Origin of the sequence: Brevibacillus reuszeri (assembly GCF_001187725.1) — a bacterium.
Classification (GTDB): domain Bacteria; phylum Bacillota; class Bacilli; order Brevibacillales; family Brevibacillaceae; genus Brevibacillus; species Brevibacillus reuszeri.
In genome coordinates this window covers 713,367-727,377 of sequence record NZ_LGIQ01000005.1, presented here as the reverse complement: position 1 = coordinate 727,377, position 14,011 = coordinate 713,367, and the positions used below count along the sequence as shown (strand labels likewise).

Here is a 14,011-nt window from a genome sequence, read left to right as displayed (position 1 = left end):
CCCCCTCGCATCCTAGGTTCATCCATCGTCTACAGGTACGGATAGTGTACCCAAGAAAGGAAATGAAATCCCTGCTGATGGGTTGGCACATGGAGATAAAAAGAAGATCCAGCAGATGCTGGACCCTTAGATATTCAGAAGACATTTTGGGAACAGAAACAAAAATAACCCGTGCCTTTTGACCGACACGGGTATCCTTACTTGTTTATTTATCCTTTTAACCAAATAAGCAGGACAACTTGCAACATACAGAATAGTGGAACCAGGATAAGGAAGCGAGTATGCTTCGTTTTGTGATGATAACCGAGCATACCTGCCAGCGCCCCTATTCCTCCCCCTAAAAAAGCAACGAGCAAGAGGCTCGCTTCCGGAATTCGAAATCCTCTTCTCGGAGCCAAATGCTTGTCAACTCTCATCAGGTTCCATGCGTAGCCATTCAAGAGCAAGCCGCCAGCCACTGCCACCCAAATCACAGAAAGAACGGAACCTGCCAAAAGCAGAGCCCACCCCGCACATAAAAGCAGGTTTCGATTCCGTCTATGCTGCGCCAATTGTTTATGGAATATCATTGCTTACTCTCCTTTTGCTCGGTAAGCCCGATTTCCCAAAACGACCTTGCGTACAATGAGGCCGATCACCAGCACCCCAACGACGACGAGAAGAGCGTAAAATCCGTATTTACGAATCATCCCGATGATCGCTTCCACATTGTTGCCAAAAACGTACCCTAAAAAGTAAAAGGCAGTCGTCCAAACCAAACCAATGGGATAGGAAAGCAATGCGTAGCGCCGATAGCTCATTCCACCGAGCGCAACCAAATAAGGCACCACATGACGTACGACGGGAAAGAGATAGCTGATGCACAACGCAGTCGTCCCGTATTTTTCCAGCATAATCGTCGACCGGTCTACGGCATGGCGCATTTTCTCGCTCTTTGACAGCCACCGCAAGATAGGCCGTCCGAAATATTTTCCAAGCAAAAATCCGATTGTCAAGCCTGAAGCCACACCTAAATACCCCGCTAAAAAGGAGTAGTATGGGTTGAGCAGGCCGATGGATGCCAAAAATCCCCCTGTAGCTACGACCAGCTCATCAGGAATGGGCAAGCCAACGATTCCGAGCCATAGCAAAAAGAAAATGGCAAAGTAACCGTATTGCTCTATGATTGACATTAGCAGGTTGATTTCCATCAGGCAAAATCCCCTATCTTCGCCACTTTTCAGCTGTTTCCCTTGTTGAGGCGCAGTGGCTTCTTGCGATCTATATGACACCTTTTAATACGTACGAACCTACCAAAAAGCTACTTGTCTATTTTGCAATAGAAGCGCTCTTTTTATCAAGCTAGAAATCTCCTACCCCTGCTCAAGCCAAATGCTTGAGCGCTTCCCGCTTGCTGAGGCTCGCCAAAGGAGTCTTATCTACAAAATCGCGTACTGCTTCGGGATTTGTTTTGGCATATTCCCTTAACGACCAGCCGATTGCCTTTTGGATAAAAAACTCCTTGGATGCTGCGCATGCTCGAATATAGGTGAACAAAAGCTCTTGGTCCGTCTCTTGTTTATACAAAAGCTGAAACAGGATAGCAGTCCGCTGCAGCCACATATTATGACTCTCCATCCATGCAGAAGTACTTGGTCCAACCAGCTCAGGCGAACGCCAAAGGATGGTGCCTGCCATATGCGATGCGAGAAAATCTACCGTATCCCACCACGACTTGGTTGTGACCAATTCCTCTAGCAAAGGAAGATGCTGCTCTGTCAGTCGCTTTTTTACCTTGGCCACCACGTCGAGCGCCAAGTATTGGTATTCCCTCTCTGGAAGCACCCATAACTCGCGTACAATCTCTTCCCAGTTATCAGGAATCCCTTGCTCGCGAAACAGCTGCTTGCTCAGTTCTTTGCGCAAGGGGGATTTGATCCCGAGAAAAGGGAAAAGGTTTTTCATATACTTCTCCATCGGCCCAGCCAACGCTTGATCAGCCCTAGCCTGAAATGCCTGCCTTGCAGCGTCTGTAAATGTGCTGGACATGCCTGTCTTCCCCCTCGCAGCTTTAGCCTGCTACATTCACGTTTTGCTCCACGATGGTAAAGGAATTCTGCGATTCATCCTTGTACGGATAGTACACAACAAGAGTATAGTCGCCTGCGATGACTTCCCCTGTTTTCATCCACGCTTCGATATCAAACGAAACTTTTGTTGCCAGCGTATGCTTGAAGTAGTCTTTTTCTACCGATGCGTGCTGAGCAAAATCCTCACGAAGTCGATCCCGCTGTTCGTAGACTGTGGAAAACGTCTCCTGTATCTCTTCTTTATTCATCACGTCTTCCCACCATAGTTTACGTGGGCGATGCTTCTGGTTGCTGAGATAATCAAATTTCATCAGACTGACAACATGGTCAAGCCCTTCCACTTGTTGAACCTGCAAAAAGCGGTGGAGACGGGTAAACAAATCCTCCAGCTGATGTCCAATACGGCTCCAGTTTTGATTTTCCCAATAATCGCCGAACGATTGGAAGAAATCAAATGGGGTCTCGAACTGATGAGCCAAAATCCATTCGAGCGTATGATCCATACGATGGGCATTCCAATATTTCTCCAGGACATCCTCTACCCGCTTGATCTTTTGCATATCGGCAAACGAAAGAACATTGTTGCCCAAAATTTCATATGGAGCCTCGTCCATAAATACGTAGCCGTGATTTGCAGCTCGTGCGCGCACACCTGTTCCCCGCAGCATTTTCAAGAAACCGAGCTGAAGCTCTTCCGGGCGCAGGGCGAATACATCGTTAAAGGTTTTGCGGAAGGAGTGGTAGTCTTCCTCCGGCAAGCCTGCAATTAAGTCCAAGTGCTGATCGATTTTTTTCGAGTCCTTGATTTGTGTTACCGTACGAGAGAGTCGATCAAAGCGTTGGATACGCTGGACGAGTCGATTCGTTTCATCGTTTGTTGACTGTACCCCGATCTCAAAACGGAAAACGCCTGGTGGTGCATTCTCGGTCAGAAAGTCCAGAACATCTGCCCGCAATATATCGGCCGTAATCTCAAATTGAAAGACCGTACCGTTATGGTTATCAATGAGAAACTGGAAAATTTCCAAGGCATACTTTTTATTGATATTAAATGTACGGTCAACGAACTTAATCGTCTTCACCCCGTGGTTAATCAGACTCATTAGTTCGTCCTTCACACGCTCCAGACTGAAGTAGCGTACGCCGTCTTCAATGGAGGACAGACAGTATTGGCATTTGAATGGACAGCCGCGAGACGCTTCAAAATAGACGACACGATTGTTGAGCTCGTCTAAATGGCCCGCATAAGGGGATGGGATACTGTCCATCTCCTCAATCTGTGCCCGAGGCATGGAAAAACGCACATACTCTCCCTCGCGATAGGCGATTCCGGCTACGTCGCGCAGTCGAGGAGGCTGTTTGGTTTCCAAAGCTTCCTGGTAAACCTGTAGCAGCTCCAGGAAGGTTTGCTCGCCCTCTCCAATGGCAATCACATCAATCTCGGGATGCTTTTTCATCCATTCATCTGCATCATAGGTAACCTCTGGACCCCCGAGAATAACAGGCACATCCGGGCACACCTTTTTCAGATTGCGGATCACGGCCAATGTCTCGCGTATATTCCAGATGTAACAGGAAAACGCAACAACATCGGGCTGCCTTTTGTAAATGTCCGCTACCACATTCAAGGTCACATCGTTAATTGTATATTCTACTAGGTCGATGGAAGGAAAAGACGACTGAGCGTAGCTGCGCAAATATCGCAATGCCAGCGACGAGTGAATAAACTTGGCGTTTAGCGTTGATAGTAAGATGTTCATGTCTGGTTCTACTCTCCTTGCACTATCCGGCACGAAAAACCATCGCATGTTTGGATGGTTGATGCATCGCCGATCAGATTCCTTTCGTTACAGTAACATATGGGGCAAGAAAACGGCAAATTTTGTCCTACCGATTCAATTCCCGAACGACATGCCCCAGCTCCGGAACAATCAGTTTGTTCATTGCCAATCTTACCGCTCCAGTGGAGCCTGGGGTAGAAAAAATCATTGTCCCTTGGCGCGTTCCGGCAACAGCTCGACTAAGCATGGCGGCCGATCCGATGTCTTCGGTATAGCTCAGCATCCGAAATAATTCTCCAAAACCGGGCATCTCTTTTTCTAACAGACCAGAGACTGCCTCAAAGGTGTTATCTCTTGGTGAAATGCCCGTTCCCCCATTCAAAAGAATCACCTGAACCCGGCTGTGCGCAATCCCTTCCTCTATTGCTGCAATTACTTGAGCGGGCTCGTCCTTCACCAGTTTGTACAAGGCGACATCGTGACCTGCTTCCGTTAACAATTGCTTCATTAAATCTCCGCTCTTATCTGTTTCTTCCGTGCGTGTATCTGAAACTGTGATGACCATGCAGCTTACTTTCTTTGGCGACAGCGCTTTGTGCTCTTGTGTGCTCATCCTGCACTCCTCCTGCTCCTTGGCTTTCTCTTCCTTCATGATACCATTTTCGTGGGCCTGTTACCCGTGACACATCCCCGAAGAAATTATGCTTACCCTATACCCTAGTTGCTTCTCTTTCCTATATAATGCTGATGACTGCTATTTTTGAACGACAAGGAGGCGTGGCCGGATGTCAAACCGCCCTTTTTTCTCTTTCCATTTCCATAAACAATCCCACACGCCCATTTACGTACAGCTCGCAGAGCAATTGCAAACCGCTATTTTACGTGGGGCCTTTCTTGTGGACGGACAACAGCTTATTTCATTGCGCGATATGAAAACAGTCAGCGGCTGCTCGCTGGAAACCGTGAAAAAAGCGTATGATCATCTCGCTATGGAGGGCTGGCTAGAGGCTGTGCATGGCAAGGGCTATTATTTGACGCAGACAGCCAAGGAAGCTCGTCTGGAGAATCGTTTACCGCTGACGGATATCCCGATCGCGTCGCTCGCTGATTCTTCCCCGCGTCCCGGTGAAGAGCTTGTGAAACGTTTGCGAGGGGCTTTTTACGAAAGCCTCACTGTTTTGGATGAACCATCTGCGCAAAAGAAAATCAGGCGTACGCAGGCTGCCAAGGTATTTGCCGATCACCTGAGTCGCCGCGGGCTTCCGCATTATCCAGAACGGCTGCTTCTTTTTAATCGAAGCACGAGCGGCTTTGCCTTTCTCGCCCAACGCATTATGAATCCACGTGATGTCGTCTATGTCGAGGAATACAGCTATCCCGTGTTTCTTCGCCTGCTCAGCCAATGCGGAATTACGGTGCGCCCAATCAAAATGGATGAAGATGGTGTATCACTTGCGGCATTGGACAGCGAACAGGAGCATTATCCAGCCAACTGGCTTTTGATCAACCCGCACTATCACTTTCCTACGGGAATCAGCTATTCCGAACAACGCAAGGAGGAAATACTCGATTGGGCTAAGCGCCATAATGTCCGGCTCGTGGAGAATGATCACTACGGCGATCTATGGTTCGAGCAGCCCAGCCACCCTCTCTACCAGCTGGCTATCGAGAAAGAAAGCCCGGTAGAGGTCTATTACCTCCATTCGCTATCAAAAACATTGGCCAGGGATTTGCAGCTAGGCGTCCTGCTGCTTCCTTCCGCTTTGAATGATGATGAGCTGGAACGATATCGTCAAATCGTCTCCATGACAGGCGCTGAGCCATCCTTGCTCGTCGTAGAGGCTGCTGTCCGCCTTCTCGATGATCCGTGGTTTTCTGAGGTATACCTCGCTGATAGACGCGCTTTGTTTCATGAACGCTTTTTACGTCTCTGGCAGGAAAAACGCCAAGCTCTACCCGCACATGCGCACATGTATCCGATCTCAGGCGGACTTAATACGTGGATCGAATGGGGGAACCCTACCGCTAAAGCAACAGAAGCAGAAGATCGGATAATCGCCATACTAAAGGAAGAAGGCCTGGAGCTGACAGGTGGGCATGCGTTTCGCGTCGCCGATGAACCAGACGATACGGTTCGTCGTCCAGCCGTTCGCTTCCCTCTGGCACCGATGGAAGAACGGGAGCTCAAGCATTGGCTTCATCGATTAGGTGCAGCACTCATCCGGTAATTGGCTGAAAGAATGCCATACTAAGGAAGAGAGTTTTCTCCTTGAGTAAAAAATAGAGAATCGAGAAAAAGTCGAGGGATAACCGAATATGATCAGAAAAATCGTAGAGAAGCTGCATCTTGATCCCCCAAAAACGCTGGTGATTGGATTTGCTTTGATTATCCTGATTGGGACCACACTCTTAACGCTTCCATCTGCGACAGAAGACGGACTCGGTTTGCCCTGGCTGGATGCGTTGTTTACGGCAACCTCTGCCACTTGTGTGACGGGACTCGTCGTGGTTGATACAGGGACGACCTTTACGGTGTTTGGACAGATCGTGATCTTGTCCCTCATTCAGATTGGCGGGCTCGGTTTTATGACGCTAGCCACTTTCTTTGCCCTGATCATGCGTAAAAAAATCTCCCTGCGTGAGCGGCTCATCCTTCAAGAATCGTTGAATCATATCTCGATGGAGGGTGTCGTCCGTTTAGCAAAAATGATTTTGATCTTTACTGGCTTGGCGGAGCTTATCGGCGGCATTCTTCTTTCGATCCGATTTGCCTTTGATTTCCCGCTCGGCAAGGCGATTTACTTCGGCTTTTTTCATGCGATCTCCAATTTCAATAATGCCGGCTTTGATTTAATGGGGAATTTCTCCAGCCTGACTGCCTATGTAGATGACCCGCTTGTCACACTCGTTGTGTGTGCATTGATTATTGTCGGCGGGATCGGCTTCCTCGTTGTTAGTGAAGTGTACGACTATCGCCGCACACACCGACTTTCGCTACATACCAAGATTGTTTTGGCGACGACTGCTATATTGGTAGTAGCCGGTACAGCCCTTATTTTCGTACTTGAGTACACGAATCCCAAAACCTTGCAGCCCCTTTCTTTTATGGGCAAAGTGCTTGGCTCGCTTTATCAGTCTGTCACTGCGAGGACGGCAGGATCTAACACACTGGGTATCGGTGATATGCACCAGTCATCACTGTTTCTCATCATTTTGTTGATGTTTATCGGCGCCTCTCCTGGCTCGACCGGTGGCGGGATCAAGACCACTACGTTCGCTACCTTGATTGGTGCCGTCATCGCGCAAATCAAGGGAAAAGAAGACGTGATCTTCTTCCGCCAGCGAATTTTGCCACATATGATCTACAAATCGTTAACAGTGACAATGATTGGGCTGTTTATCGTGATGGCGATGACGATGGCGCTATCGATCACCGAGCCCGGTGCTACGTTTCAAATGGTCCTTTTTGAGGTCACATCAGCATTTGCCACTACCGGCTTGTCGATGGGATTGACTCCTATGCTCTCACCGATCGGAAAATGCCTGATCGTCCTCACCATGTTTGCAGGCCGGGTAGGTCCGCTGACAATCGCTTTTGCCCTGGCACAGCGAAAACAAAAAGAATACTTTCGTTACCCAAAAGGAAAGATTACGATCGGGTAAATACACAGCAAAAAACCCTGCCAACCATCTGAAACAAGAGATGACGGGCAGGGTTTTTGCTTATTATTTCTGCGGTAGCAGCTTCGACAGTTCGTCACGAACCAACTGTCCCATTTCGACTGTACCAATCGCCTTGCTTCGGTCTGAAGCGATATCGCCAGTGCGATGACCTGCTTCCAGCACAGACCACACGGCATTTTCTACAGCAGCGGCGGCTTCATCCATCTCCAAGGAGAGACGAAGCATCATTGCTACAGAAAGAATCGTTGCGAGTGGGTTGGCAATGCCTTTACCTGCAATGTCTGGCGCAGAGCCGTGTACCGGTTCGTAGAGTCCAAAGCTTCCTGCTGCGAGGCTTGCAGAGGACAACATACCGATTGAGCCAGTGAGCATCGCTGCCTGGTCGCTCAAGATATCGCCAAACATATTTTCCGTCACGATGACGTCAAACTGTTTGGGTGCACGTACCAGCTGCATGGCGCAAGAGTCTACCAGCTGATGAGAAAGCTCTACATCCGGGTAGTCTTTTGCTACGCGCTCAGCTACCTTGCGCCAGAGGCGGGAGCTTTCCAGTACGTTTGCTTTATCAACAGAAACCAGTCGTTTTTGACGCTTGCGAGCGATATCAAAGCCGACACGGATAATCCGTTCTACTTCCGCTTCATTATAAATGCATTGGTCTTCAGCTACTTCACCATTCGGACCGTCATAGCGTTTTTTCTCACCGAAGTAAATGCCTCCAGTCAGCTCGCGAACGACGATCAGATCTACGCCCGAAACGACCTCTGGTTTCAGCGTTGATGCATCTACCAGTGAGCTATGCATGTTCGCTGGGCGAATGTTGGCAAACAGCCCCAATGCCTTGCGAATTCCGAGCAGACCTGTCTCCGGGCGCAAATGTCCCGGATTTTGATCCCATTTCGGGCCGCCCACCGCTCCAAGCAGAACAGCGTCTGCCTGCTTTGTCAGCGTGATTGTTTCTTCTGGCAATGGTGTTCCATCCGTATCGATGGCGATACCACCAATACGGCCTTCTTCACATGTAAAAGTGACGCCTTCCCGTTCCCCAACGAGGGTGAGGACTTTGACCGCTTCCTGCATAATCTCCGGCCCAATACCGTCTCCCGGAAGAACGGCGATGCGATAATTTTTCTTCATCGTTTATCCCGCTTTTCTTTTCTGTAGTGGTTTGAAGTTTCTACTGGTACATTGTAGTTCCTATCCAGTTGCAGATCAAAATGTGTTAGTTCGCGGCTACCGGTACGGACTCTCCACGGCGCTCCAAAATCTTGTTGATTGCTCTGATGTAAGCAATTGCGCTCGCTTCCAGTACGTCCGTGCTTACTCCACGTCCTGTCACAGTCAAATCACCCTGTTGCAATCGGACGAATACTTCACCCAATGCATCTTTTCCATGAGTAACGGAAAGGATTTTGTAATCGACAAGGGTTACCTCTTCACCTGTTGCACGGTCAATCGCCTTGTAAATGGAGTCGACCGAACCATTTCCACATGCCGCCTCTTCCACAACGGAGCCGTCCGGGCGAGCCAGACGCACGCTGGCTGTCGGTACGGAAATGTTGCCATAGGCAAGCTGAACGGATTCAAGCTGGAATGCTTCAGGGCCGCGTACCATTTTGGCATCCACGAGGGCGAGAATATCGTCGTCGCTGATTTCCTTTTTCTTGTCGCACAGTACTTTAAACGCTGCGAATGCTGCGTTTACCTCTTCTTGCTCGAGGTGATAGCCGAGATCTACAAGCTTTTCCTTGAACGCATGGCGTCCGGAGTGCTTGCCAAGAACGAGTTTGTTCGACTTAAAGCCAACGGATTCAGGGCGGATAATCTCATACGTCGTGACTTCCTTCAGCACGCCGTCCTGATGAATACCAGATTCGTGTGCAAAGGCATTCGCACCTACTACTGCTTTGTTCCCCGGAACGATCATACCCGTCAAACGGCTCACCAGTTGGCTGGTACGAGCAATTTCCTTCAGATTCAGCTTGGTAGTAGCCTGATAGTAATCCTTACGTGTTTCGAGTGCGAGTGCCACTTCTTCCAGAGCAGCATTACCGGCACGCTCACCAATACCATTGATGGTGCCTTCTACCTGTGTTGCCCCACCTTCGACCGCAGCCAGACTGTTTGCTACAGCCATGCCGAGATCGTCATGGCAGTGACAGCTCAAGCGAATATTTTCGGTCGCAGGAACGCGCTGTCTCAGCTCACGGAAAATGTTTCCGTACTGATACGGTGTCATGTAGCCCACCGTATCCGGAATGTTGACTGTCGTAGCGCCTGCCTTGATGACAGCCTCTACTACCTCTGCCAAAAAGTCGATTTCAGTACGTGCCGCGTCCTCTGCGGAGAATTGTACTTCAGTGAAGTACTTTTTCGCATAGGTGACCGCTTCCACTGCACGAGCAAGGACTTGCTCCTTGCTCATGTTCAATTTGTACTGACGATGGATCGGTGATGTTGCGAGAAAGACGTGGAGGGATGCGTTTTGCGCGTTGCGTAGCGCTTCGTATGCCTTATCCATGTCGTCTTTGACGGCACGAGCCAGGCTGACGATGGTGGAATTTTTCACCCGCTTCGCCACTTCGGCCACGGACTTTTGGTCACCTGGGGAAGCAGCTGCGAAGCCCGCCTCAATTCTGTTTACTCCCAGCTTTTCGAGTTGAAGGGCGATCTCCACCTTTTCGTTCGTGCTGATGTTGACGCCTGGAGACTGCTCCCCGTCACGTAGTGTCGTATCAAAAATCTCAATGGTCCGCATGAACTTTTCACCTCCACATTTTTTTCCTACCTAATATATAGCGTCTCAGCCTGTTTCTTATTGACCGATTTTCGCTTCTTCTTTTTTCGTATCTTTGTTCAGCCAAGACATCATGCCACGCAGCTGCTCACCTACTACCTCGATGCCATGCTCGGATTCGAGGCGGCGACGGGAAGTGAAGCCAGGACGGTTCGCTTGGTTTTCCAAGATCCAGTTGCGTGCAAATGTACCATCTTGGATTTCTGTCAGAACTTTTTTCATTTCTTTGCGAGTTTCGTCAGTGATGATGCGACGACCGATGCTGTAGTCACCATACTCGGCAGTGTCGGAGATGGAGTAGCGCATACGAGCGAGTCCACCCTCATACATCAGGTCAACGATCAGTTTCAGTTCATGCAAGCACTCGAAGTATGCCATTTCAGGAGCATATCCTGCTTCTACCAATGTGTCGAAACCAGCTTTCACCAGCTCGCTTGCGCCACCACACAATACTGCTTGCTCACCGAACAGGTCTGTTTCTGTTTCTTCACGGAAGCTGGTTTCGATTACGCCAGCACGTGTGCAACCGATACCGCTTGCGTATGCGAGTGCGATGTCTTTCGCATTGCCAGTCACGTCTTGGTGGATTGCAATCAGGCCAGGAACGCCAAAGCCTTCTTGGTATACACGGCGAACCAGGTGACCCGGGCTTTTTGGAGCTGCTAGGATAACATCGATGTCAGCTGGTGGTACGATTTGAGCAAAGTGAACGTTGAAACCGTGGGAGAAGCACAGTGTAGAACCAGCTTTCAGGTTTGGAGCGATTTCATTGCGATATACATCTGCTTGACGCTCGTCTGGCAGCAGGATTTGGATGAGGTCTGCACGTTTTGTAGCTTCTGCTACAGTCAGTACTTCGAAACCGTCTTTTGCTGCTACATCCCAGGATTTCCCTGGACGCAGACCCACTACTACTTTATAACCACTTTCGCGCAGGTTTTGTGCTTGCGCATGACCTTGGCTACCGTAGCCGATGATTGCGATTGTTTTACCACGCAGTGCCTCTTGTTTTACGTCTGCTTCATAATACATTTTTACCATTTGTATAGCCTCCCTAAAAATATGTTAGTTTGAATTTCAATTCTGAATTTTGCAATTTAAACCATTGCTGCAGCTGTTGCTGGAACAATACTACGCGCCATAGCTACAGAGCCTGTTCTCGTCAGTTCAAGAACACCGTAGTTTTGCAAAAGAACAAGAAGCGCGTCAATCTTTTCGGTATCTCCCGTTACTTGTACGATCAATGAGGTTGGGCCCACATCGACGATCGCTGCGCGGAACGGCTCGACAATCCCGTTCAGCTCTGCAAGCTGGCTAGGTGATGCACTCACCTTGATCACTGCGAGCTCTCTGGATACATAAGGATTTTCGCTTAGGTTGGTCACCGAGATCACATCAATGAGTTTGTGCAGTTGCTTCATTAATTGATGGATTTGCTGGTCATCTCCACCGGTGCTAATAATCATCCGGGAAAGACCTTTTTCCTCCGAACCACCTACTGTAATGCTGTCGATGTTAAAGCCGCGTTGACCAAACAGTGTTGCTACTCTGGTCAAAACACCGGGTTGATCGTTGACGAGTACGGAAATGGTATGCTGTTGCATCCTATTCGTCCCCCAATTCCATCTGATCTAATGTGTTGCCTGTGGCCACCATCGGATACACGTTTTCTTCCTGTTCTACACGGAAATCAACAACGACAGGACCATCATGCTGGAGCGCTTGTGCCCAAACTGCTTCTGCTTCTTGTGGCGTGCTAGCTCGCAGGCCCTTCACTCCATAAGCTTCGGCCAGTTTGACAAAATCAGGGCTGCAGGTAAGGTCGATCTGGCTGTAACGGTTATCGTAGAACAGCTCCTGCCATTGACGAACCATACCCAAGCACTGGTTGTTCACAATCGCTACTTTGACCGGAATATTGTACTGGGAGACAATTGCCAGCTCCTGATTGGTCATCTGGAAGCCTCCATCCCCTACTACGGCGATTACCGTGCGATCTGGATGGGCAATTTGCGCGCCGATCGCAGCAGGGAAACCAAAGCCCATTGTTCCGAGACCACCAGAGGAGATAAACGAGCGAGAGTGCTTGAACTTGTAGTATTGAGCTGTCCACATCTGGTGTTGTCCCACGTCTGTGGTGACGATCGCTTCCCCATCTGTGGAGCGGTACAGAAGCTCGATGACCGCTTGTGGCTTCAATACATCTCCATTTGTGTTGTACTTGTATGGTTGTTGTACTTGCCATTCCTTTAGCTGGCTAATCCATGCTTCCGAATCGCATTTTTCAATCAGAGGCAGAGCTTTTACCAGCGTGCTTTTCACATCACCTGCTACAGTTACTGCCGTCGAAACGTTTTTCCCGAGCTCAGCTGGATCGATATCCACGTGAACGATACGAGCTTTTGGAGCAAATTCTTTCGTTCGTCCCATTGTGATTCGGTCATCAAAGCGAGCTCCCAGACCGATTACACAGTCTGCATTTAGAAGCGCCTGATTGGCTGTGTAGTTGCCATGCATTCCCGGCATCGCCAGCGACAGCTCATGCGTTCCTGGAAACCCACCCAAGCCCATGAAGGTATTGATAACTGGAATGCGGGCTTTTTCAGCAAAGGCTAGCAATTCTTTGTCTGCACTTGCTGCAATGATTCCGCCTCCTGCCAGGATCACAGGTCGTTTTGCTTCACCAATCGCTTGGACAAATCCCTGCACGTCTTCATCACTTGGGACAAGCGTATCGCGATAACCGCGGATTTCAACTTTGTCCGGATAAGTGAACGGTGCTGATGCATTGGCGACATCTTTTGGAATGTCGATCAGGACTGGGCCTGGGCGACCAGTTGTCGCGATGTGGAACGCTTCTTTCACGATTCGCGGCAAATCTCGAATATCGCGAACGAAGTAGCTGTGCTTGGTGATCGGGATCGTAATCCCTGTGATATTTGCCTCTTGGAAAGCATCTGTTCCAATGAGCGACTGAGCTACGTTACCGGTGATGCAAACCAGTGGAACGGAGTCCATCTGTGCTGTAGCAATCCCGGTCACCAGGTTCGTTGCTCCTGGACCAGAAGTGGCGATACATACGCCAGGCTTGCCGGTTGCACGAGCATACCCGTCGGCAGCGTGGATGGCTCCCTGCTCGTGTCGGGTCAAAATGTGCTTGAAGTAGCTCCCGTACAGCGAGTCGTAAATGGGAAGTACAGCCCCACCCGGATAACCAAAGATGTATTCAACCTGCTCCAGAATGAGACAGCGCAAGAGCGTTTCTGCTCCTGTCACTTCTTCACCGAACTGAATCGGTGGAATGCCATTCTTTTTCTGCATTTCGGCCATTTCAACACTCATTTTTTCTCCTCCTCCCACTTCTTAAGCAGGTATTGTAAATAACTATAGACACATAGAAAAACCCTTTCGCCCCGACACGGTTCTTTTTCCATGTCTTTTGGGGCGAAAGGGTTCGCGGTACCACCCAACTTTATCGACTCCTCGCGGCAGCCGATCTCAGCCAGTCACAACTAATGTGGACTGTAACACGCTAACGGGTGTTAATCGGTTTGGCCTACTGCCTACGTGATGTAGATTTCAGCAAAACGGCTCGGAGGTGAGCAATGCATCGTACCCTATACCCGTTTCTCAGCAATCAGGGCTCTCTGTAAAAGGGGTAACGTGCACCATCCTCGTCT

The 14,011-nt window shown here is 49.4% G+C and carries 12 protein-coding genes; 2 read left to right on the top strand and 10 right to left on the bottom strand.

Translation table 11 applies throughout. The features are described 5' to 3' along the window. Positions 1-209: 209 nt before the first annotated feature. The 5 genes from ADS79_RS06995 to ADS79_RS06975 all read right to left on the bottom strand — a co-directional run bounded on the left by ADS79_RS06995 (position 210) and on the right by ADS79_RS06975 (position 4,463). Positions 210-569 carry a DUF1294 domain-containing protein gene (locus ADS79_RS06995; protein WP_236699906.1) on the bottom strand — a complete coding sequence of 120 codons (360 nt, stop codon included), beginning with the start codon at positions 567-569 and terminating at the stop codon, positions 210-212. Between the two features lie 3 nt (positions 570-572). After that, a complete protein-coding gene (locus tag ADS79_RS06990; protein ID WP_049737687.1) occupies positions 573-1,190 on the bottom strand; it encodes a DedA family protein in 618 nt (205 codons plus the stop codon). 172 nt (positions 1,191-1,362) lie between these two features. Then, positions 1,363-2,028 carry a DNA alkylation repair protein gene (locus ADS79_RS06985; protein WP_049737686.1) on the bottom strand — a complete coding sequence of 222 codons (666 nt, stop codon included), beginning with the start codon at positions 2,026-2,028 and terminating at the stop codon, positions 1,363-1,365. Positions 2,029-2,050: 22 nt separating this feature from the next. Then, positions 2,051-3,829 (bottom strand): B12-binding domain-containing radical SAM protein, encoded by a 1,779-nt coding sequence (locus tag ADS79_RS06980; protein ID WP_049737685.1) that lies wholly within the window; start codon positions 3,827-3,829, stop codon positions 2,051-2,053. 127 nt (positions 3,830-3,956) lie between these two features. Next, positions 3,957-4,463, bottom strand: coding sequence for a MogA/MoaB family molybdenum cofactor biosynthesis protein (locus ADS79_RS06975; protein ID WP_049737684.1), 507 nt, complete (start codon positions 4,461-4,463; stop codon positions 3,957-3,959). Between the two features lie 172 nt (positions 4,464-4,635). Here ADS79_RS06975 and ADS79_RS06970 point away from each other — a divergent pair, with 172 nt between their 5' ends. Continuing rightward, entirely contained in the window at positions 4,636-6,078 is a 1,443-nt protein-coding gene (locus ADS79_RS06970; protein ID WP_049737683.1) for an aminotransferase-like domain-containing protein, read from the top strand. Positions 6,079-6,166: 88 nt separating this feature from the next. Then, positions 6,167-7,513 (top strand): TrkH family potassium uptake protein, encoded by a 1,347-nt coding sequence (locus ADS79_RS06965; RefSeq protein ID WP_049737682.1) that lies wholly within the window; start codon positions 6,167-6,169, stop codon positions 7,511-7,513. A gap of 63 nt (positions 7,514-7,576) precedes the next feature. On the opposite strand, the gene leuB is transcribed toward ADS79_RS06965, so the two are convergent. The 5 genes from leuB to ilvB all read right to left on the bottom strand — a co-directional run bounded on the left by leuB (position 7,577) and on the right by ilvB (position 13,673). Beyond that, a complete protein-coding gene (gene leuB / locus ADS79_RS06960; RefSeq protein ID WP_049737681.1) occupies positions 7,577-8,671 on the bottom strand; it encodes a 3-isopropylmalate dehydrogenase in 1,095 nt (364 codons plus the stop codon). An 85-nt stretch (positions 8,672-8,756) separates the two neighbouring features. Beyond that, a complete protein-coding gene (locus tag ADS79_RS06955; protein ID WP_049737680.1) occupies positions 8,757-10,292 on the bottom strand; it encodes a 2-isopropylmalate synthase in 1,536 nt (511 codons plus the stop codon). Between the two features lie 57 nt (positions 10,293-10,349). Continuing rightward, positions 10,350-11,372 (bottom strand): ketol-acid reductoisomerase, encoded by a 1,023-nt coding sequence (gene ilvC, locus ADS79_RS06950; protein WP_049737679.1) that lies wholly within the window; start codon positions 11,370-11,372, stop codon positions 10,350-10,352. A 56-nt stretch (positions 11,373-11,428) separates the two neighbouring features. Continuing rightward, positions 11,429-11,935 (bottom strand): acetolactate synthase small subunit, encoded by a 507-nt coding sequence (gene ilvN, locus ADS79_RS06945; RefSeq protein WP_049737678.1) that lies wholly within the window; start codon positions 11,933-11,935, stop codon positions 11,429-11,431. Between the two features lies 1 nt (position 11,936). Beyond that, complete coding sequence (gene ilvB, locus ADS79_RS06940; protein WP_049737677.1) at positions 11,937-13,673, bottom strand: biosynthetic-type acetolactate synthase large subunit; 1,737 nt, start codon at positions 13,671-13,673, stop codon at positions 11,937-11,939. Positions 13,674-14,011 lie beyond the last annotated feature (338 nt).